Source organism: Branchiibius hedensis, assembly GCF_900108585.1.
Lineage (GTDB): Bacteria > Actinomycetota > Actinomycetes > Actinomycetales > Dermatophilaceae > Branchiibius > Branchiibius hedensis.
This window is the reverse complement of sequence record NZ_UESZ01000001.1, coordinates 3,460,520-3,480,626: the sequence shown is the minus strand read 5'-3', so window position 1 is coordinate 3,480,626 and position 20,107 is coordinate 3,460,520. Positions and strand designations below refer to the sequence as shown.

Here is a 20,107-nt window from a genome sequence, read left to right as displayed (position 1 = left end):
GAATACTGCTGGTATGAGCCAAACAATGACCTCCGATCCCGACGACTACGGTCTCCGGATCGATGCGAACACCCTGGAGCGCACTGTCGCCCAGCGGTTCAAGCAGTTCCTTCTCGTGACCGGTGCGGTGCTGCTGGTCATCGGTCTGCTGATCCTGATCTGGCCCGGTCACACCGCCAAGGCCATTACGGCACTGCTGGCGATCGGGGTGCTGTTCTCCGCCCTCGCCAACGCCGCCGTCGCCCTCACCCCCGGCCTGCCCGGTCGCGCCCGGATCGTCGCTGCCCTCGTCGCGGTGCTGTTCGCGTGGGCCGGCATCTGGGCGCTGGCGCACCTGGGTTCCGCAACCGTCGGACTCGCCTTCGTGGTGGGCCTGTTCATCGGTATCGCCTGGATCATCGACGGCATCGCCGCCCTGGTGACCCTCGGCGACGCGCCCTCGAAGATCTGGGCCGCCATCTTCGGTGTGATCAGCATCGTCGCCGGTGTCATCCTGCTCATCGGTCCCATCACCGGCGCAGCCATCATCTGGCTGATCGTCGGAATCACCTTCGTGATCATGGGTGTTCTGCAGATCCTGCGTGGTCTGCGGTTCGGCAACCAGACCATCAAAGCCACCCTCTAGTCACCCCGGGAAGCCCCGGTTCACGGTCACTGACCGGTGAACCGGGGTTTTTCCTTCGCCAGGAACGACGTCACCGCGCCCTGATGGTCCTGGGTGAGACCGAGTCGCTGCTGCGCGGGACCCTCCGCGTCCAGCGCCTGGTCCAGCGTCGAGGACGCGGCCTGGTCCAGCAGAGCCTTCGATTCGGCGTACGCCGCGGTCGGGCCGGCCGCCAACCCCACCGCGAGTTTGGTTGCCACAGAGAGCACTTGGCTGGGCTCGACCAACTCCGCCGCCAGTCCCCAGGTGACGGCGTCGGCCGCCGAGAACGGCATCGGCAGCATCACCAGCCGGCGCGCCCGGGACAGACCGACAGCCCGCTGCAGGGTCCACGACAGGCCGGAGTCGCACGTCAGCCCGATGCCGGTGAAGGCCGTGCCGAGCTTGGCCTCGTTGGACAACACGATCAGGTCACACGCGAGCGCGAAGCCGAATCCGGCTCCGACACAGGTGCCGTTGACCGCCGCGATCACCGGCTTGGGCATCGAGGTGATCGATCGGACGATCGGGTTGTAGTGCTCGTCAACGGTGTTCAGGCTCAGCTCCGGCGCGGACGCCAGATTCGCGGCATGCTCCGCGAGGTCCTGCCCGACACAGAAGGTGGACCCGGTCCCGGTGAGGATCACCGCGCGCACGGACTGGTCGGTGGCGACTGCCGCGAGCGCGTCCCGCAACGCCTCCTTCACCGCGATGCTCAGAGCCGGCTGGCCCAGGGTGATGGTCGCCACGGACCCGTCGATCGTCGTACTCACTGGATCGCTCATGCCGTCAGGCTACCCAGGCGACCAACTACATCCTCAGGGGTGGGACAACGTCTACGGGCAGCGGAACCATCCTGTCATGGCCACCGATCAGGAATACCGTGACAAGGTCTCGGCGCTGATGCCGGAGATCATCGACGAACTCAAAGCGATGGTGGCGATCCCTTCGGTCGCCTTCCCCGCCTTCCCGGCTGAGCCGGTCCATCAGATGGCCGACCGGGCGGTCGCCGCCTTCCAGCGCTACGGGGTCCCCGCCCGGTTGCAGGAGATCCCTGACGGCTACCCCGCGGTGTGGGCGGAAATCCCTGGGCCAGAAGGCAGCCCGACGGTGCTGCTCTACGGGCACTACGACGTGCAACCTGCCCCCAAGGAGCAGGGCTGGGACACCGAGCCGTTCACCGCCACGGAGAAGGACGGCCGGATCTACGGCCGGGGCGCCGCCGACGACAAGAGCGGGATCGCGATCCACCTGGCCACCCTGGCCGCCTTCGAGGGCAAACCGCCGGTCGGCGTCAAACTGGTCCTGGAGGGTGAGGAGGAGACGGTCAGCCACCTGGAGGGCTACGTCGCCGACCATCCGGAACTCTTCCAGGCCGACGTCATGGTCGTCGGCGACATGGGCAACCTCACCGTTGGCGAGCCGGTCCTGTCCACCGATCTGCGCGGCCACGTCAAGGCGATCGTCGAGTTGTCGACCCTGCAGGACCCGGTGCACTCGGGTCTGTTCGGCGGCGCGGCACCCGATGCGCTGATGGCGCTGATCAAACTGCTCGCGCAACTGACCGACGACGACGGCACCTGCCTGATCCCGGACATCAAGGCCACCGAGTGGGAGGGCACCGAGTATTCCGAGGAGATGCTGCGCAGCAACGCGGGTGTCCTCGACGGCGTCGACCTGGTCGGGACCGGTTCGATCGCCAGTCGGCTGTGGTCCAAACCCTCGATCAGCGTGCTCGGCATCGACGCTCCCAGCGTCGACGAGGGCGGCAACGTGCTGCAACCGCGGGCCCGGGCGATGGTCGCGATGCGCATCCCACCCGGCCAGAGCGAAGAGGCGGCGATGCAGTCGCTCACCGGCTTCCTGCGCGACAAGGTCACCGGCGGCGTCCACGTCGAAGTCACCGAGAACAAGAAGTCCCCGGCCTTCCACCAGGGCACCGATGGCAGCGCGTTCGCGCAGATGAGGACCGCGCTCAAAACGGCGTACGGCGAAGACGTCGGGTTGGTCGGCTCAGGCGGCTCGATCCCGCTGCTGGACCAGCTGCGCGCCGCCAGCCCGGAGGCTGACTTCGTCCTGATCGGCGCCGAGGATGCGGCGCTGTCCCACATCCACGGACCCAACGAGAGCGTCGATCCCAGCGAGATCGAGAACATGGCGCTGGCCCAGGTGCTTCTGCTGCAGTCCCTCGCCCAGGGGTAGGTCATGCATCACAGCAACCTGATCATGATCCTGGAGGCGCTGGTCGTCGTCGGGGGCATCTACATGGGCGTCCGGACCGGCGGTATCGGGCTGGGGCTGTGGGGTGCGGTCGGGGTCCTGGTCCTGGTGTTCCTCTTCCGGGAGCAGCCCGGGGACATCCCCTCCGACGCCATCCTGGTGATCCTCGCGGTCATCACCGCCGCCTCCGCGATGCAAGCCGCGGGCGGGATCGACTATCTGGTAGCAGTCGCGGAGCGGGTCATCCGCGCCCACCCCCGGGCGATCAACTTCCTTGCGCCACTAGTCACCTTGCTGTTCTGCGCCAGTGCCGGCACCGGCAACATCATCTTCCCGTTGCTGCCGGTCATCTACGAGGTGTCCTACGAGCGGGGTATCCGCCCCGAGCGCACCCTGTCCACGTCGGTGGCCGCCTCGGGTGTGGCGCTGGCCGCAAGCCCGGTGTCGGCGGCGATGGCCGCCTTCGTCGGTCTAACCGGCGACCGCGGTGATGCGCTCTCCCTCGGCCAGATCATCGCGATCACGATGCCGGCGTGCATCGTCGGTGTCCTCGCCGCCGCGCTGTTCACCCTGCACTGGGGCAAGGACCTCGCCGACGACCCGATCTACCAGGACCGGTTGGCCAAGGGCCTGGTCGACCCGCCGGCCTCTGAGACCGGTGAGGACAAGAAGCCACTTGCCCCCCGCGCCAAGCCCGCGGCGATCACCTTCCTCATCGGGGTGCTCGTCGTGGTCATTCTCGGCGCCTTCAAGGACCTCCTGCCGTCGTGGACCGTGGACGGGAAGACCCAGACCCTGTCCCTGACCACCCTGCTGATCATGGTGATGCTGGCGGTCGCCCTGGCCGTCATCTACATCGGCAAGGTCAAACCGAGCGAGGTGCTGGACGCTCCGCTGACCAAGTCCGGTCTCACCGCGATCATCGCCCTGTTGGGTATCGCCTGGCTGGCCAACACCTTCATCGCCGCCAACGAGGACACCGTGATCGGTGGGCTGACCAACATCGCCAAGAGCGCACCGTGGTTCCTGGCGGTCGGCATCTTCCTGGTCGCCGCGATGACCACCAGCCAGTCCGCTGCGGTCAACACGATGATCCCGCTCGGGCTGAGTCTGGGCGTCGGCGTCCCCCAACTGGCCGCCTACCTACCGGCCATGGGCGGCGTGATGACGTTGCCGGCCAACGGTTCCCAGCTGACCGCCGTGGAGATCGACAAGACCGGGACGACCAAGATCGGCAAGTACGTCGTCAACCACTCGTTCCTGTTACCAACCATCGTGATGGTGGTGGTGTCGGTCATCGTCGGAATCCTGCTGGCGTTGGTGATCGGGTAGCACCTGATCGGCTACCTTGCGGGGTATGAGTTCCCCGGCGCGACCCCGTCGTGGCCGCCCGGGTCACGACCAAGCCGACATCCTGCGCTGCGCGATCGATCTGTTCAACCGGCAGGGGTACGACGGCACGAGCGTCGGCGACATCGCCGCCGAGCTCGGTGTGGTCAAGTCCGCGATCTACCACCACGTGCCGAGCAAGGAGCACCTGCTCGCGGCCGCCCTCGACGAGGCCCTCGAGCAGCTCACCGCCACCGTGGAGGCTGCGAGCGTCAGCCCGGGATCGGCGTACGACCGGTTGCGGACGGTCGTGCACGACTCGGTGCTGATCCTGACCGAGCACCTGCCGGCGGTCACCTTGCTCCTGCGGGTGCGCGGCAACAGCCCCGTCGAACAGGAGGCGCTCCGGCGGCGGCGATCGTTGGACGAGCAGCTGGCCGGGCTCTACGCGCAGGCCGCCGCCGAGGGCGCGGTCCGCGACGACATCGACCCGGTCGTGGCCAGCCGTCTGCTGTTCGGCATGGTCAACTCCCTGGTCGAGTGGTACCGCCCGGGTGGCCCGACCGATCCGCAGACCCTGGCCGACGACGTGGTGCGTACGGCGTTCGACGGGCTTACGGCGTAACCGCCGGATTGCGTCGCGAGGTAGCCCGACTGCGCCCGCGCAGGGTCGCGATGACCTCACCATCACGGGTGACGTCGACGTCGTAGATCCCGTTGCGGCCATTGAGGACTCGCTCGCCAGCGGTGGCGACGAGCACGTCACCGAGGCGTGCCGGGGCCAGGAAGGTCACGTCGATGCCGGCTGCCACGGTGACGACACCGCGCGAGTTGCAGGCGACGGCGAAGGCGGAGTCGGCCAGGGCCGTGATGAATCCGCCGTGCGCGATGCCCCAGCCGTTGACCATGTCTTCACGCACGGTCATCGACACGGTTGCTTCACCGGGAGCCACCGCGAGCACCGACATGCCCAGACCCTGGGACGCGGCGTCGGTGCGCCACATCTCCTGCGTGCTCAGTTCGGCGATCTGCTGCGGATCGGTCACCACTGGTAGAAACCCTTGCCGCTCTTGCGACCCAGCTCGCCGGCCGCGACCTTGTCCCGCAGGATCTGTGGGGGCTCGAAGCGGTCGCCCAGTTCGCGGGCCAGGTGCTCAGCAATCGCCAACCGGACGTCGAGACCCACGATGTCGGTGGTGCGCAACGGTCCGGTCGGATGTCTGTAACCCAGCGTCATCGCGGTGTCGACATCAGCGGCACTGGCGACGCCGTCCTGGACCATCCGCATCGCCTCCAGCGCGAGGAAGACCCCGAGGCGGCTACTGGCGAAGCCGGGCGAATCCTGCACGGTGATAGCGGTTTTGCCCAGTTGCTGCACCCAACCCGTGGCCTGCTCGACCAGTTCGGGAGCGGTGTCTTTGCCGACGACGATCTCCACCAATTCACTGGCGGGGACCGGGTTGAAGAAGTGCAGCCCGATCAGCCGCTCTGGCGACGGCAGCGCGGCGGCCAACTCGGTGATCGACAGGGAACTGGTGTTGCTGGCCAGCCAGGCATCGGGTGCTTGCTGCGAACAGGTCTGCAGCACAGTCTTCTTCAAAGCAGCGTCCTCCGGGACCGCCTCGACGATGACCTCGGCGTCGCACAGCACCGCGGGATCGGAGCCGACGGTGAGGTGCGTGAGCAGTTCCTCAGGGGCGGCGCCGCCGGGGATGGCCTGGCGCTGGGCCGCCTTCGCCAGGCTGGTAGCGACCCGGTCCCGCGCGGCCTCCGCTGCGGCCTCCGACGCTTCTGCGATGTCCACCTCGGCTCCCGTCAGCAGGAACGCATGCGCGATCCCGGCGCCCATCCGGCCACCGCCGTAGACCCCTACTTTCATCGGTTCTTCCTCTCCAGGAATGCCGTCATCCGCTCGTGCTTCTCCGGCGTCTCGAACAACACGGCCTGGGCGATGTCGTCGATCAACGGGTGCGCCTCCCGGGGTGCGTGAAAGACCCGTTTGGTCAACTGCACCGCCAGCGGCGCGTTGCGACCGATCCGGTCAGCGAGGCGGTGACCGGCCGCGAGCAGATCGGTGGCGTCGACGACCTCGGTCAACAGTCGCACCGCCAACGCCTCGTCGGCATCCAGCACCCGCCCGGCCAGCAGGATCTCCTTGGCCAGCGGTTCGCCGACCAGTTCCGCCAGCCGCCAGGTGGCCCCGGCGGCGGCGAGGATGCCCAGACCCGTTTCCGGGTTGCCGATCTTCACCTTGGGGGTGCCCACCCGGAAGTCGCAGGCGTAGGCCAGTTCCGCCCCACCACCGAGTGCGTATCCGTCGATCAGCGCAATCGTCGGCATCGGCAAGCGCCGGATCCGGTCGAACAACCCCGAGTTGATCCCGCGCAGCGCGTCGTCCCGGCGCCGCTCGCGCAGCGCCGCGATGTCCGCCCCTGCCGCGAACGTGCTGCCCTCACCGATGATCAACCCGATCCGGGGAGCTGCCTCCAACGCAGTACACACCTCGTGCAGCGCGTCGACCATCTCCTGGTCGATGGCGTTGCGGGCCTGCGGGCGATTGAGGCGCACGACCAACCGATCACCGGCATCCTCCACCAGGACCGGTTCAGGCATCGAAGTCAACGCTGACCTCGTCGCTGACCGGGTAGGTCTGGCAGGTGAGCACGAACCCGGCGTCGACCTCGGCGTCGTCCAACGCGTAGTTGCGCCGCATGTCGACCTCGCCCCCGCGGACCACCGCGCGACAGGTGCCACAGACCCCGCCCTTGCAGGCGAACGGCACATCGCTGCGGGAGGCGGCGGCGCCGTCGAGAATGCTGTGTTCCCGCGACATCGGGATCCGCGTCTCACGCCCGTCCAGGGTCACGGTGACCTGACTGACCGCCCCGTCGAGGGCAGCCTCCGCGCGATGCACCTCCGGTGGCGGCTCGTCGACGTAGAACAGTTCGAAATGCACTCGCTGCGAGGGGAATCCGATCTCCGCGAGCACTTGGCGCGCATCGTTGATCATCCCGAACGGCCCGCACAACCACACGTCGTCGATGTTGTCCATCGGCTGTAGCGCCAGCAACCGGCGCAGCCGATCCGCGTCCAACCGGCCGGAGAAGAGGTCAACCGAGCGCGGCTCCCGGGACAGCACGTGCACCACCTCGAACCGCGCGGGGTAGCGGTCCTTGAGATCCGCGAGCTCCTCGGCGAACATCACCGAGTCCGTGGTCCGGTTGCCGTAGAGCAACGTCACCTGCGCGTCGGGATGCGTCAGCACGGTCGCCGCCACCGACAGCATCGGGGTGATCCCTGAGCCCGCGGCGATGCACAGGTGCCGCCCGCCCGAGGTGGGGTCCGCGCGGAACCGGCCACTCGGCGTACCGACCTCGACCCGGTCACCGACCCGCAGCTCACGGGTCAGCCAGGTGGAGAAGAGCCCGCCGCCGGGGATCTCGCGCACGCCCACCCGGGGTGCGCTGCCCGCGGGGGCGCAGATGGAGTACGAGCGGCGGTGCTCGGCGCCCTCGACGAGGCGCCGCAGCGTCAACGACTGCCCGGCGCCGAAGTCGAAGTGCTCGCGCAGGGCGTCCGGCACTTCGAAGGTCACGGCGACCGCATCATCGGTGAGGCGTTCGACCCGGGCGACGTTCAGTTCGTGGAAGGTGGTGGCCATCAGACTTCCTTCACGTGCTCGAAGGGTTCGAGACAGTCGGTGCAGCGGTAGATCGCCTTGCAGGCGGTCGGTCCGAATTCGGAGGTGACCTGTGTGCGATCAGAACCACACCGTGGGCAGGCCACGCTGCGCCGAGTTGGCAACAACGACAGGGGAATTGGTCCGGTACGTCGCGGGGCTGGCCCGGGGGCGGAGATCCCGTGCTCCTGCAGTGCGGCCCGGCCCTTCTCGGAGATCCACTCGGTGGTCCAGGCCGGTTCGAGACTCACGTTGATCTGAACATCGCGAAATCCGTTGCGCTGCAATGCGGCTGCCAGATCATCGCGCATCGTGGCCATCGCCGGGCACCCCGAGTAGGTGGGCGTGATGGTGACCGTGACACCGCCGTCCTCGCCTTCGGTCACATCCCGCAGTACGCCGAGGTCGGCCAGGGTGAGCATCGGCAGTTCCGGGTCGGTGACCGCCGCTGCCACCTGCAGCGCGCTCACCATCGTTCTCACCATTGCCCGGCCGGGTGCGCCCGGGCGACGGACTGCATCTCGGCCAGCATCAGCGAAAGGGCCTCGGTGTGCCGACCGTCGCGGCCGGTACCGCCGTTGACCGAGCCCACCCGCCGAGCCTCGGGACGAACCAGCTCCGCGGCCGAAAACACCTGGGCCACAATGTCATCCGCTTCGTCTCGCAAGCTGCTGGGGAGTACACCGACACCCTGATCGGCCATCAGCACCTCGATCGGATGATCGTCGAACAACTCCGCCCAATAGGGCAGCACGACCCGCACGGCTGATTCGGTGCGGCGTCGCGACTCGTCGGTCCCCTTGGCCAGGGTCACCAGCCAGCGGGCGGCGTAGTCGCGGTGGTAGGTCACTTCCTTGACGCCCTTGGCCGCGATAGCCGCCAATACCCGATCGCTGCTGAGCCGCAGCCGATCCAGCAGCGCCAACCGATAGGTCGCGAAGAGGAACAACCGCACGATCGTGACCGCGAAGTCCCCGTTGTCGGGTTCGACGAGACGGACGTTGCGGAAGTCGGCGTCATCCCGGAAGAACGCCAGCGCATCGTCCCCCGGGACCGGTGAGCCGTCCGGCAACTGCGGGACCACGCCCGGGTCGGCTAGCGCGGCCCTCGCGAGGAGCAACCGGGCCTGACCCAGCAGATCCAGCGCGGTGTTGGCCAACGCGATGTCCTCCTCGAGATCCGGCGCGTTGCTGGCCCATTCGGACAACCGGTTGGCGTAGACCAGCGCGTCGTCGCCGAGCATCAGACAGTAGGCCGCGAGCGCCCCGGCGTCCGTGCCCGCGGCAATGGTGGTGTCCACCCCGGCCAACGGGTCCTCGAAGTCGGTCCCGAACGCCCAGTTGCCGTCCACTTCATAGGTCATGGCTGCCTTCTCACATGTGCGGGACGTTGTCGGGGATCGCATAGAAGGTCGGGTGCCGATAGACCTTGTCCCCGGACGGCGCGAACAGTGGGTCCTTCTCGTCCGGACTGGACGCGGTGATGTCGGACGAGCGGACGACCCAGATGCTGACGCCTTCGTTGCGACGGGTGTAGACGTCGCGGGCGTGCCGCACCGCCATGTCGTCGTCGGCGGCGTGCAGCGATCCGACGTGGACATGGTTCAGTCCGCGCTTACCCCGCACGAAAACCTCATACAGCGGCCAGTCCTCGGTCATGCGCTGACTCCCTTCTCGGCGTACGCCGTAGCTGCTTCTCGCACCCAGGCACCTTCGTCGTGTGCGCGCTGGCGGTGCGCCAATCGCTCTGCGTTGCAGGGCCCTTCACCTGTGACGACGGCTTTGAACTCGGCCCAGTCGGGCGAGCCGAAGTCGTAGTGGCCGCGCTCGGCGTTCCACGCCAAGTGCGGGTCGGGCAGGGTCACGCCCAGCGCCTCTGCCTGCGGCACGGTCATGTCGACGAACTTCTGCCGCAACTCGTCGTTGGTGTCGCGCTTGATTCCCCAGGCCATCGACTGGGCGGTGTTGGGCGAGTCGTCGTCGGGCGGGCCGAACATCATCAGCGCCGGCCACCAGAACCGGTCCACCGACTCCTGCACCATGGCGCGTTGCTCGTCGGTGCCGCGCATCATCGTCGACAGCAACTCGAAACCCTGGCGCTGGTGGAAGGACTCCTCCTTGCAGATCCGGATCATCGCCCGGCCGTAGGGGCCGAAGGAGGTGCGGCACAGCGGGACCTGGTTGCAGATGGCCGCACCGTCGACCAGCCAGCCGATGGTGCCGACGTCCGTGTAGGACAGCGTCGGGTAGTTGAAGATCGAGGAGTACTTCTGCTTGCCGGCCAGCAGCAGCTCGGTCAGCTCCAGCCGGGAGACGCCGAGGGTCTCGCAGGCGGAGTAGAGGTAGAGCCCGTGGCCGGCTTCGTCCTGGACCTTGGCCAGCAGGATCGCCTTGCGCCGCAACGAGGGTGCCCGGGTGATCCAGTTGCCCTCCGGTTGCATCCCGATGATCTCCGAGTGCGCGTGCTGGGCGATCTGGCGGACCAGCGTGGCGCGGTACTTCTCCGGCATCCAGTCCCGCGGTTCGATGCGGTCGTTCGCCTCGATGACGGCGTTGAAGTGCCCTTCGAGCATGGTGTCTTCGACAAGCGTCACGGGACCTCCTGGTGTATTTACAGACCGTTCGTTCAGTAATAATATGTCAGCTGCGTCACACCCACGCAACCCGTCTTTCGATCACCCGAGAGGTTTCCTCGTGTCCGAACTGCTCAGCAGCTATCTCGCCGGCTCCTGGTTCACCGCAACCGACGAGGGCCGACCGGTCCTGGATGCCGTCACCGGGCAGGAGGTGTGCCGGGTTTCAGCGGCCGGCGCCGACCTCGCGGGTGCCGTTGACTACGCCCGGTCCGTGGGCGCGCCCGCGATCCAGGCGCTGACCTTCCACGAGCGCGCCGCGATCCTGAAGGGTGTCGCCAAACACCTGACCGCCGCCAAGGACGGGTTCTACGAGTTGTCCACCCGCACCGGCGCGACCCGGCGGGATTCGGCGGTCGACATCGACGGCGGCATCGGCACGGTGTTCTCGTTCGCGTCCAAGGCCACCCGCGAACTGCCCAACGACACGATCGTCCTGGACGGCAAACCCGAGCCCCTCGGCAAGGGCGGCACCTTCGTCGGGCAGCACCTCTACACCTCGCGTCCGGGTGTCGCCGTGCAGATCAACGCCTTCAACTTCCCGGTGTGGGGGATGTTGGAGAAGTTCGCACCGGCCTTCCTCGCCGGTCGCCCCACCATCGTGAAGCCGGCCACGCAGACCGCCTACCTCACCCACGCCGCCGTGGCATCGATGCTCGACAGTGGCCTGCTGCCGGACGGTGCCCTGCAACTGCTCTGCGGTAGCGCGGACGGCCTGCTCGAGCTGCTCGGCACCCAGGACCAGGTTGCCTTCACCGGCTCGGCCGCCACTGCAGCCACGCTGCGCCAGCACCCCAGCGTGGTGCACGGCGGACTGGAACTCGGCGTGGAAGCCGACTCGCTGAACTGCTCCATCCTGGGCCCGGACGTCAGCGTCGACGACCCGGAATTCGAGCTGTTCGTCAAGGGCGTGGTCACCGAGATGACCGTCAAGGCCGGGCAGAAATGTACGGCGATCCGCCGGGTCATCGTGCCCGCCGAACGGACCGATGAGGTGATTGCCGCTCTCTCGGGGCGGTTGTCGAAGATCACCGTCGGCAACCCGGCCGACGACACCGTGCGGATGGGTGCGCTGGTCAGCCTCGACCAGCGTGACGAGGTGCGCAAGAGCGTGCAGGCGCTGCGGGCGTCGGCGGACCTAGTCTTCGGCGACCCCGACCATGTGACCGTCGTGGGGGCATCGGCAGCGAACGGCGCGTTCATGGGGCCGGTGCTGCTGCGCGCCCATGACGGTGCCGTCGAGCCGCATGAGGTCGAGCCCTTCGGCCCGGTCGCGACCGTCATCTCGTATTCCTCCGTGGCAGAAGCTGTTTCGCTGGCTGCTCGAGGCGGCGGCAGCCTCGCGGGCTCCCTGGTGACCCACGATCCCGCTGTGGCGCGACAGGTCGTTCTGGGCCTGGCTCCCTGGCACGGCCGCATCCTGGTGCTCGATCGCACTGACGCCGCCGAGTCCACCGGCCACGGGTCACCGTTGCCGACCCTGGTGCACGGCGGTCCCGGCCGAGCCGGTGGGGGCGAGGAACTGGGCGGCATCCGGGCCGTGCTGCACCACATGCAGCGGACCGCGATCCAGGCCTCCCCGGATGCGCTGACCGCGATCACCGGCTCCTGGTTCAGCGGGGCCGAGCGCACGGTGTCGCCTGAGCACCCGTTCCGCAAGTCCTTGGCCACGCTCCGGGTCGGGGACGCGATCGTCTCCGATCGACGTACGGTGACGGGTGAGGACATCGCGCACTTCGCGGAGTTCACCGGCGACACGTTCTACGCGCACACCGACCCCGAGGCGGCGGCCGCCAATCCGCTCTTCGGCGGGATCGTGGCGCACGGCTACCTGGTGGTCTCGTTGGCCGCGGGTCTGTTCGTCGAACCCAACCCGGGGCCGGTCCTGGCCAACTTCGGCGTCGACAACCTGCGCTTCCTCACCCCGGTGAAGGTGGACGACGACATCGCGGTGACGCTGACGGTCAAGGCGATCACCCCGCGGTCGAGCGCCGACTACGGCGAGGTGCGCTGGGATGCCGTCGTCACCAACCAGCGCGATGAGCCGGTCGCGACGTACGACGTCCTGACCCTGGTCGCCAAGGACCACTAAGGAGCACGAGGACCCGCGCGGGCGTGCTAAGTCTGTGGGATGACCACAGTCGATGAGCTCCGCGCCCTGCAAGCTCCGTTAAAGGAGAAGTACCGGTCCGACCCAACCTCCGCGTTGACTCCGATCCACGCGACAGGTGACTTCCGCGATCCCGGGATCACCTGCACGGTGGACGGATTCGCTGGCCCGGTGCGGGCCGGTCTCCATCGGGCCACGGGCGGTGACGGCTCCGACGCCTGCTCGGGCGATCTGCTCCTGGAGGCTCTGGTGGCTTGTGCCGGGGTCACCTGCCGCAGTGTCGCGACCGCGATGCGGATCGACTACGCCGGTGCTGCCATCGAGGCATCATCCGATTTCGACGCCCGCGGAACCCTTGGCCTGGACCGTTCGGTGGATGTCGGGGTCGGCCCGATTCGGCTGACGATCAGCCTGGACACCGACGCCGACGATGCGACGTTGGCAAAGCTGGCCGAGCTGACCGAGCGCTACTGCGTCGTCGGGCAAAGCCTCAAGAGCCCGCCCCAGGTCATTGTCGTCCGTTCGCGAGGATGACTTGAGCCGGTGGCGAGGTCGACGAGCAGTAGCCTCACTGCAGTGATCACCAGTTCGGAGTTCGTGGCCTACACCAAAGAGCAAGAGGTCGGATATCCGCTGGATGCTGCCGGCACGCCAGACCGCATCATCGAGATCGGTCCCGGCTGCGGCACCGGCACCCTGGAGCTGATGGCCCATTTTCCGGGCACCGAAATCATCTGCTTGGAGCCTGACGCGGCTGCCCGTAACGCAGTGTTGTGGCGCCTCTTCGATCACCCGGACCGGGAGCAGGTCTCAGTGCTGCCGCTCACCGTGGAAGCTGCCCGATCCGTCATCGCACCTGCGGACCTCGTTGTGGCGCACCATGTCATCTGCCAGGTGCCCATCGTGCAGCGGGATCGCTTCTGGTCGGCGGTCCGGGATCTCCTGGCGCCCGACGGTGTAGCCCTGATCGACAGCCACCTCGGTGCGAGTGACGGGCCCGACGTTCCCCGACGGCTGAGCGCCGAGGGACGTAGCGGACAGTTCACGGTCCAGCGCTGGTTCAGCGCCACGCATCAAGACTCATGCCTCCAGGTGAGTAACGAATACACCTTCGCTGACGGGAACGGCCGAATCCTTTTCTCCCACAGGCAGGTGAGCAAGACAGAGCACACTGACACCGTGGCCGAACGTGCACGCATCACCGGCGCTGGGCTTCACCTCACCGATCTCGACGACGGATGGCTGAGCCTGACTCCGGGACCGGTGACACCGACTCACATGGAGCGACAAGGCGGCATCCGTTCCTTGCAAATCAACGACGCGGCTGACGTTCTGACCGCGTTCGATTCCAGCACGGACATGGCGCGCCAGGGCACCGTGACCACGATGGACCAGGCCCGGGAGTACGTCGAGCGACTGGTCACAGAGGATCGCCACGCGGCGTACGCCATCACTGACGGGGATCGGCTGGTCGGCCTCGTTGCGATGACCATCGATCAGCCGAATCGCAGCGGCTGGTTCTGGTACTGGATGAACGCATCCCATCGCGGTCGCGGCTGGATGAGTGTCGCCGCAGCCGAAGTGGCTGATATTGCTCTGACCCAGTTGGGTTTAGAGCGACTTGAACTGGGGCATCGCGCCAACAACCCGGCATCGGGGGCGGTGGCACGCGCGGCCGGGTTCCGTTACGAAGGCACCGAGCGCGGCAAGTTCCTCATCGACGGGCAGAGAGTCGATGTCGCCATCTACGGCCGCCTCCGCGACGACGGGCGGTAACCCACAACGACGGCTACCGCTTCGGGCGATGATCGACAATGCGGCGCATCTTGCCCACCGACCGCTCGACGGAGTCCGGAGCGACCACGTCCACTGCGACCGAAACGCCGATGGTGCTCTTCACCAGGTGCCGCAGCTCCTGGCCGGCCGCGAGACCGTCTGCCAGAGAGGCGCTTTCGCGGTGCTCAACCAGCACGGTCATCGCATCCAGGGTGTCGGTGCGGGACAGCACGCACTGGAAGTGCGGCGACAGCGCCGGCGTGCGCAAGATGAGTTCCTCGATCTGTGTCGGGAAGAGATTGACCCCCCGCAGGATGATCATGTCGTCGGTGCGACCGGTGATCTTCTCCATCCGGCGCATCGTGCGAGCCGTGCCGGGCAGCAACCGGGTCAGGTCACGCGTGCGGTACCGGATGATCGGCATGGCTTCCTTGGTGAGGCTGGTGAAGACCAACTCGCCTTCCTGCCCGTCGGGCAGCACCTCACCGGTGATCGGGTCGATGACCTCGGGATAGAAGTGGTCCTCCCAGATGTGCAAACCGTCCTTGGTCTCGACGCACTCGTTGGCGACACCCGGACCCATGACCTCGGACAGGCCGTAGATGTCGACCGCGTGCATGTCGAGGCGCTGCTCCATCTCCTGGCGCATGTCGTTGGTCCACGGTTCCGCCCCGAAGATGCCGACCTTGAGCGACGTGGCTCGCGGGTCGACGCCCTGGCGCTCCATCTCATCGATGATCGCCAGCATGTAGGACGGCGTGACCATGATCAGGTCGGGCCGGAAGTCCTGGATGAGCTGCACCTGCCGCTCGGTCATCCCACCGGACACCGGCACGACGGTGCACCCCAGCTTCTCGGCGCCGTAGTGCGCGCCGAGGCCACCGGTGAACAGGCCGTACCCGTAGGCGTTGTGCATGATGTCGCCGGCGCGCCCACCGGCCGCTCGGATGCTGCGCGCCATGACCGTGGCCCAGGTGTCGATGTCCTTGGCCGTGTAGCCCACGACCGTCGGTTTGCCGGTCGTGCCCGACGACGCGTGCACCCGGGAGACCTGGGTGCGGGGCACCGCGAACATCCCGAACGGGTAGTTGTCCCGCAGATCGGCCTTCGCCGTGAACGGCAGTTTGGCCAGGTCACTCAGTTCTTTGATGTCGTCGGGGTGGACCCCCGCGGTGTCGAAGCTGTTGCGGTAGTGCGGCACGTTCTCGTAGGCGTGCCGCACCGACCAGCGCAGCCGTTCGGTCTGCAACGCGCGCAACTCGTCGGTCGAAGCCCGTTCGATGGGCTCGAGGTCCTCGGGTCGCGGAGTTCGGTCTTCCATGCAGCTGCCCTTTCCTGAACGATCGGTCAGTATCTTATGTGTCGCGGCTCACATGTGGCAACCGGTGGGATGATCGCTGCCATGACCGCCCCGTGGCCCGACCTGCCGACCCATCGCGAGTGGCTCCACGACCAGGCGCGATCCCTGCTGACCTTCGGGCGTCGTACGCCGAGCGCGGACGGCGGCGCCTACTGGCTGGACGATCAGGGAAAACCCCTGCCGCAGAACGGGATCCACACGTGGATCACCGCCCGCACGGTGCACGTCTACTCCCTGGGTCACCTGATGGGGATCCCCGGGTGCACCCCCGTCGCGCAATCGGCCCTCGATGGACTGACCGGCCGGTTGCACGACTCGGCGTTCGACGGTTGGCTGGCCAGCGTGCAACCTGACGACGGCACGAAGGCGGCCTACGCACACGCCTTCGTCCTGTTGGCGGCCACGTCGGGCGTCACGGCCGGACTCGACGGCGCCGAGGAACTCCTGCAGGACGCGCAACAGGTACTGCTGGAGCGGTTCTGGGACGAGGACGCCGGCCTGGCCGTCGACGCGTGGGATCGCAGCTTCAGCACGCTGGACCCTTACCGCGGCATCAACGCCAACATGCACCTGGTCGAGGCCTGTCTGGCGGCGGCCGATGTCACCGGTGACCACGCCTGGCTGGAAAGGGCCCGCCGGATATCGCAATTCGTCATCGCTCAAGCGCGCACCAATGACTGGCGGATCCCCGAGCATTTCGACGCGCAATGGCAACCACAACTCGAACTCAACCGGGACAAACCCGGCGACCAGTTCAAGCCGTACGGCGCAACCGTCGGCCACGCACTGGAGTGGTCCCGGCTGCTCCTGCACCTGGAGGCAGCCCTCGGGGAGGCCGACCGCACCGACTGGCTGACGCCGGCGAAGGCGCTCTTCGAGAGGGCGGTCATCGACGGCTGGGCCGCGGACGGCGCCGACGGCTTCGTCTACACCACGGACTGGTCAGGCCGCCCCGTCGTGCGGGAGCGGATGCACTGGGTCGTCGCAGAGGCGCTCGGCGCGGCGGTGACGCTGTGGCACCGGACCGGCGACTCGGCGTACGCCGATCGGTATGCGCAGTGGTGGGACTACACGCAGCGCTACGTGATCGATCACGAAAACGGTTCCTGGCACCACGAACTCGACGCCACGAACAGGCCGGCGGCCACGGTGTGGGCCGGCAAACCCGATCTCTACCACGCGTTGCAGGCAACCCTGCTGCCGTTGCTGCCACTCACTCCGAGCTTTGCCACCGCGATCGCCCAGGGTCACCTCGCGTAGCGTTGACGCCCATGACCAGGGTCGAGGACTTCGTCAGCCATTTCGACGCGCTCGCCGGCAAGATCCCGGCGAACATCTACTACCAGGATCGGCCCGACGGCAACCGGATCAGTGCGCTGGTCTACCCCGACGTCCCCGAGAACGGGATGCTCGTCGGCGTCACCTACGGGTTGTCGCTGCTGGACAACCCGGCGTGGACCCGCGGCCGGCCCGAGTTGCTGATCGGGGTGAAGTCGACTGATCACCGCTGGGCCCGGGCCGCCGGTCTGCTGGCGGCGAACATCACCGGCTGCCCGTTCAGCTACGGAACCGTGCTGAACTTCGGCCAGCCGATCACCGATGAATCCACCATGGACCATTTCGTGGTCTTCGCACCGACCCTGCTGGACGAGGCCGACTTCCTCAACGTCCTGAACGCGCCCGAGGGCGCACCGGCGCAGGACGTCATCCATGTCGCTGGCATCTACCCGATCCACGCCTCCGAGGCGGCCGCGATCAGCGACGGCAAGCTCGAGGAGTTCTGGAAGTCCGGCGCCGACCTCTACGACGTGACCCGCCCCGCGGTCCTATAGCTCGATGAGCGGTTGCTGACCCGCACGCAGCGACGAGGTCGGCACGATGTCCTTGCCCAGCGGCACCAGGGCGATCGGCACCATCTTGAAGTTCGCGATGCCGAAGGGGATCCCGATGATCGTGATGCACAGCGCGATACCGGTGGTGATGTGGCCCAGGGCCAGCCACCAGCCGGCGAAGATGATCCAGATGACGTTGCCGATCACGCTGCCGGTGCCGGCGTTGGGTTTGCTGACGATCGTCCGCCCGAACGGCCACAGCGCGTAGGCGCCGATCCGGAACGAGGCGATACCCCACGGGATCGTGATGATGAAGATGCACAGGATGACTCCGGCGACCAGGTAACCCAGGAACATCCAGAATCCGCAGAGCACCAGCCAGATGATGTTCAGGATCGTCTTCACGGACACCATTCTCCCGCATGACTCAGCTGGTTCACGAACTCCGCGGCTAGGGTTCGCGAATGAGGCTGCGACGCCATGCGACCCTCCTGGCGGCGATCGCTGCCGTGGCTGGCCTGGCCGCGTGCAGTGGCGCTTCCGATGCAGGTACGCCGAGCGCACCAGCCACGTCGATGACGACCCCACCCCCGGCGAACGACAGCAAAGTCGCCAGTCCGAGCGCGGCGTTGGAGTCGGCGGTCCGCTCCTACTCCGGGTTCTACACCGGCGGCAATGGCTCGGCCGCCTACGCGATGCTGTCGGCCCGCTGCCAGACGCTCAGCAGCGAGGCGACGTTCAGCGCCGCGGTCCAGCGGGTGCACCAGGGTTACGGCACGACACCCATCGCCACCCTGAGCGTCGTGGTCAACGGCGACTCCGGCTTTGCGACCTACACCTACGCCAAGAGCGGTCTGAACCAGAGCCGTCAACCGTGGGTGCTGGAGAGCGGCGCCTGGAAGAACGACGACTGCTAGACGGCGCCCGCTAGAGGACCTGGTCGATCGGGGTATCGCCGTCGTTGAAGGCGATCGTGCGACCCGCAGCCGCATCGCCTGCTGCCACGACGGCCGCGATCACCCGGGCGACGTTGCCGCGGGACACCTGGGTACCCTCGGTCGCATCGGCGTCGATGCGACCGGTGGGCTCTGCCAGCGTGAGCGAACTAGGCTGCAGCAGAGTCCAGTTCAGCCCGGACGCGGTCAGGTGCTGATCGGCGGCGGCTTTCGCCTCGGCGTACGCGAAGAAGGAGTTGTCCGGCGGCACCCCATGGTCCGGTCCGGCGCCGAAGTAGCTGACCATCACATAACGGGCGCCATCGCGCTGCGCGGCATCGATCGAGCGGATCGCCGCGTCCCGATCCACGGCGTAGGTACGCTCCGGTGATCCGCCGCCGGCGCCGGCCGACCAGACGACCACGTCGTACCCCTTGAACGCCTCGGCCAATGCGTCAACGTCAGCGCTCTCGACGTCCAGCAGCAACGGCTCCGCGCCGGTTGCGCGCACGTCAGCGAACTGCTCCTGCTTGCGAACGACGCTGGTGACCTCATCGCCCTGCGCCACCAACAGCGGTGCCGCCAACAGGGCGACCTTGCCGTGTCCACCGATGATCAGCACCTTGGTCATGACAACTCACTTTCGTAGTGCACGAATCCGGTATCTGTCGCCACCTTGTCATAGAGCGACCGGGCGCGTGAATTGCCCTGTTGGGTGAGCCAATAGACCTTCGCGGCGCCTGCCTCGCGGGCCGCGTGCATCACGTGCGCGATCAAGCCGGCACCCGTGCCGTGCGCCCGGGAGTCCGGTGCGACGAAGAGATCCTCCAGGTAGCAGTAGCCCTGCGGCGTCCAGGTCGAGGCGTGGAAGAGCCAGTGCACGAAGCCGATCGCCGTCCCGTCGGCGTCCCGGGCCAGGACGCCGTGCAACTCCTGGTCGGCGACCAGTCGCGCGAACGTGTCGTCAGTGATCGCGTCGGGCAACTGCTCCTCGTAGAACCTCAGGTAGCCCTGCCACAGCGGCTCCCACGCGTCCCGGTCCTCCGCCGTGATCGGGGTCAGGTTCGGTCCGAGCCGCTTGGTGAGCACCGCGAACTTCAGGTCCGGCTGGCTGGCACCGACGAGGAACTCCTCGGGCATCGGGATGACCTCGTCGGTCCTCTGGTAGCCGCGGCGGTGATACCAGTCGATCAGCTCCGTGCGCAGGTCGATGACCATCATCCGCATGGTGTCGGCGTGCCAGGTCTGCTGGGCGAACTGCTCTGCAGCGGTGAGTAGTTGCCGTCCGACTCCCGCGTTCTGCTGGTCCGGGTCCACTGCGAACATCCCGAAGTACGCCGTGTGGTCATCGAACCGTCGAAGCTCGGCACACGCGATGATGCGCTCCCCGTCCTGCCCGACCAGGACCGCACTATCGGTCCCGTCGATGATCGCCCGGACCTCGTCCGCACCGATCCGCTGGTTGTCGAGCAGGTCGGACTCGGTGGTCCAACCGCGCCGGCCGGAGTCGCCCCGGTAGGCGCTCTGCACAAGGTCAGCGATGACGGCCGCTTCGTCGCGGCGGGCTACACGGATCTGCATGGCGGCATCG

Annotated in this window: 23 protein-coding genes; 10 read left to right on the top strand and 13 right to left on the bottom strand. The window is 67.4% G+C overall.

Annotated features, from left to right (window positions below):
* Nucleotides 1–13 precede the first annotated feature (13 nt).
* Entirely contained in the window at nt 14–625 is a 612-nt protein-coding gene (locus DR843_RS16920; protein WP_109687705.1) for an HdeD family acid-resistance protein, read from the top strand.
* Between the two features lie 26 nt (nt 626–651).
* Here the strand turns inward: DR843_RS16920 and DR843_RS16915 are convergent, their stop codons facing one another.
* A complete protein-coding gene (locus DR843_RS16915; RefSeq protein WP_109687700.1) occupies nt 652–1,428 on the bottom strand; it encodes an enoyl-CoA hydratase/isomerase family protein in 777 nt (258 codons plus the stop codon).
* Nucleotides 1,429–1,504: 76 nt separating this feature from the next.
* Here DR843_RS16915 and DR843_RS16910 point away from each other — a divergent pair, with 76 nt between their 5' ends.
* Genes DR843_RS16910 through DR843_RS16900 form a run of 3 tightly spaced genes read left to right on the top strand, consistent with a single transcriptional unit; the run spans nt 1,505 to nt 4,817 of the window.
* Complete coding sequence (locus DR843_RS16910) at nt 1,505–2,845, top strand: M20/M25/M40 family metallo-hydrolase (RefSeq protein WP_109687696.1); 1,341 nt, start codon at nt 1,505–1,507, stop codon at nt 2,843–2,845.
* A gap of 3 nt (nt 2,846–2,848) precedes the next feature.
* A complete protein-coding gene (locus DR843_RS16905; protein WP_109687688.1) occupies nt 2,849–4,195 on the top strand; it encodes an anaerobic C4-dicarboxylate transporter family protein in 1,347 nt (448 codons plus the stop codon).
* Nucleotides 4,196–4,220: 25 nt separating this feature from the next.
* A complete protein-coding gene (locus DR843_RS16900) occupies nt 4,221–4,817 on the top strand; it encodes a TetR/AcrR family transcriptional regulator (RefSeq protein WP_109687686.1) in 597 nt (198 codons plus the stop codon).
* Here DR843_RS16900 and paaI read toward each other — a convergent pair.
* Genes paaI through paaA form a run of 8 tightly spaced genes read right to left on the bottom strand, consistent with a single transcriptional unit; the run spans nt 4,807 to nt 10,443 of the window.
* Nucleotides 4,807–5,238: a hydroxyphenylacetyl-CoA thioesterase PaaI gene (paaI, locus tag DR843_RS16895; RefSeq protein ID WP_245934173.1), complete on the bottom strand. Its 432-nt coding sequence runs from the start codon at nt 5,236–5,238 to the stop codon at nt 4,807–4,809. The two genes, DR843_RS16900 and paaI, sit on opposite strands and share 11 nt — an antisense overlap.
* Entirely contained in the window at nt 5,235–6,071 is an 837-nt protein-coding gene (locus DR843_RS16890; RefSeq protein ID WP_109687684.1) for a 3-hydroxyacyl-CoA dehydrogenase family protein, read from the bottom strand. Before DR843_RS16890 ends, paaI begins: the two co-directional genes overlap by 4 nt.
* Nucleotides 6,068–6,805 (bottom strand): enoyl-CoA hydratase/isomerase family protein, encoded by a 738-nt coding sequence (locus DR843_RS16885; protein WP_109687683.1) that lies wholly within the window; start codon nt 6,803–6,805, stop codon nt 6,068–6,070. Before DR843_RS16885 ends, DR843_RS16890 begins: the two co-directional genes overlap by 4 nt.
* Entirely contained in the window at nt 6,798–7,853 is a 1,056-nt protein-coding gene (gene paaE / locus DR843_RS16880) for a 1,2-phenylacetyl-CoA epoxidase subunit PaaE (RefSeq protein WP_109687681.1), read from the bottom strand. The genes DR843_RS16885 and paaE overlap by 8 nt, the downstream gene beginning before the upstream one ends.
* Entirely contained in the window at nt 7,853–8,344 is a 492-nt protein-coding gene (paaD, locus tag DR843_RS16875; protein ID WP_109687679.1) for a 1,2-phenylacetyl-CoA epoxidase subunit PaaD, read from the bottom strand. Before paaD ends, paaE begins: the two co-directional genes overlap by 1 nt.
* 5 nt (nt 8,345–8,349) lie before the next feature.
* The gene (gene paaC, locus DR843_RS16870; protein ID WP_109687677.1) at nt 8,350–9,234 is read right to left on the bottom strand and encodes a 1,2-phenylacetyl-CoA epoxidase subunit PaaC; all 885 of its coding nucleotides are present in this window, start codon (nt 9,232–9,234) and stop codon (nt 8,350–8,352) included.
* A gap of 10 nt (nt 9,235–9,244) precedes the next feature.
* Complete coding sequence (paaB, locus tag DR843_RS16865; RefSeq protein ID WP_109687675.1) at nt 9,245–9,529, bottom strand: 1,2-phenylacetyl-CoA epoxidase subunit PaaB; 285 nt, start codon at nt 9,527–9,529, stop codon at nt 9,245–9,247.
* Nucleotides 9,526–10,443, bottom strand: a complete 918-nt coding sequence (gene paaA, locus DR843_RS16860; RefSeq protein WP_109689121.1) for a 1,2-phenylacetyl-CoA epoxidase subunit PaaA — start codon at nt 10,441–10,443, stop codon at nt 9,526–9,528. The genes paaB and paaA overlap by 4 nt, the downstream gene beginning before the upstream one ends.
* A 121-nt stretch (nt 10,444–10,564) precedes the next feature.
* On the opposite strand from paaA, the gene paaZ reads away from it, so the two are divergent.
* Genes paaZ through DR843_RS20650 form a run of 3 tightly spaced genes read left to right on the top strand, consistent with a single transcriptional unit; the run spans nt 10,565 to nt 14,389 of the window.
* Entirely contained in the window at nt 10,565–12,595 is a 2,031-nt protein-coding gene (gene paaZ, locus DR843_RS16855) for a phenylacetic acid degradation bifunctional protein PaaZ (RefSeq protein ID WP_109687673.1), read from the top strand.
* A 39-nt stretch (nt 12,596–12,634) separates the two neighbouring features.
* The gene (locus tag DR843_RS16850; RefSeq protein ID WP_109687671.1) at nt 12,635–13,147 is read left to right on the top strand and encodes an OsmC family protein; all 513 of its coding nucleotides are present in this window, start codon (nt 12,635–12,637) and stop codon (nt 13,145–13,147) included.
* A gap of 42 nt (nt 13,148–13,189) precedes the next feature.
* Nucleotides 13,190–14,389 carry a GNAT family N-acetyltransferase gene (locus DR843_RS20650; RefSeq protein ID WP_245934172.1) on the top strand — a complete coding sequence of 400 codons (1,200 nt, stop codon included), beginning with the start codon at nt 13,190–13,192 and terminating at the stop codon, nt 14,387–14,389.
* 13 nt (nt 14,390–14,402) lie between these two features.
* Here the strand turns inward: DR843_RS20650 and paaK are convergent, their stop codons facing one another.
* Nucleotides 14,403–15,710, bottom strand: a complete 1,308-nt coding sequence (gene paaK, locus DR843_RS16840; protein WP_109687669.1) for a phenylacetate--CoA ligase PaaK — start codon at nt 15,708–15,710, stop codon at nt 14,403–14,405.
* 81 nt (nt 15,711–15,791) lie between these two features.
* Here paaK and DR843_RS16835 point away from each other — a divergent pair, with 81 nt between their 5' ends.
* Nucleotides 15,792–17,009 carry an AGE family epimerase/isomerase gene (locus DR843_RS16835; protein ID WP_109689117.1) on the top strand — a complete coding sequence of 406 codons (1,218 nt, stop codon included), beginning with the start codon at nt 15,792–15,794 and terminating at the stop codon, nt 17,007–17,009.
* Between the two features lie 11 nt (nt 17,010–17,020).
* Nucleotides 17,021–17,581, top strand: a complete 561-nt coding sequence (locus tag DR843_RS16830; protein WP_109687667.1) for a suppressor of fused domain protein — start codon at nt 17,021–17,023, stop codon at nt 17,579–17,581.
* Here DR843_RS16830 and DR843_RS16825 read toward each other — a convergent pair.
* Nucleotides 17,576–17,986: a YccF domain-containing protein gene (locus tag DR843_RS16825; RefSeq protein WP_109689114.1), complete on the bottom strand. Its 411-nt coding sequence runs from the start codon at nt 17,984–17,986 to the stop codon at nt 17,576–17,578. The genes DR843_RS16830 and DR843_RS16825 overlap by 6 nt on opposite strands.
* Before the next feature lie 59 nt (nt 17,987–18,045).
* On the opposite strand from DR843_RS16825, the gene DR843_RS16820 reads away from it, so the two are divergent.
* Nucleotides 18,046–18,498 (top strand): hypothetical protein, encoded by a 453-nt coding sequence (locus DR843_RS16820; protein WP_109687665.1) that lies wholly within the window; start codon nt 18,046–18,048, stop codon nt 18,496–18,498.
* A gap of 10 nt (nt 18,499–18,508) precedes the next feature.
* Here DR843_RS16820 and DR843_RS16815 read toward each other — a convergent pair whose 3' ends face one another.
* The gene (locus tag DR843_RS16815) at nt 18,509–19,147 is read right to left on the bottom strand and encodes an NAD(P)H-binding protein (protein ID WP_109687663.1); all 639 of its coding nucleotides are present in this window, start codon (nt 19,145–19,147) and stop codon (nt 18,509–18,511) included.
* Entirely contained in the window at nt 19,144–20,097 is a 954-nt protein-coding gene (locus DR843_RS16810) for a GNAT family N-acetyltransferase (RefSeq protein ID WP_109687661.1), read from the bottom strand. The genes DR843_RS16815 and DR843_RS16810 overlap by 4 nt, the downstream gene beginning before the upstream one ends.
* Nucleotides 20,098–20,107 lie beyond the last annotated feature (10 nt).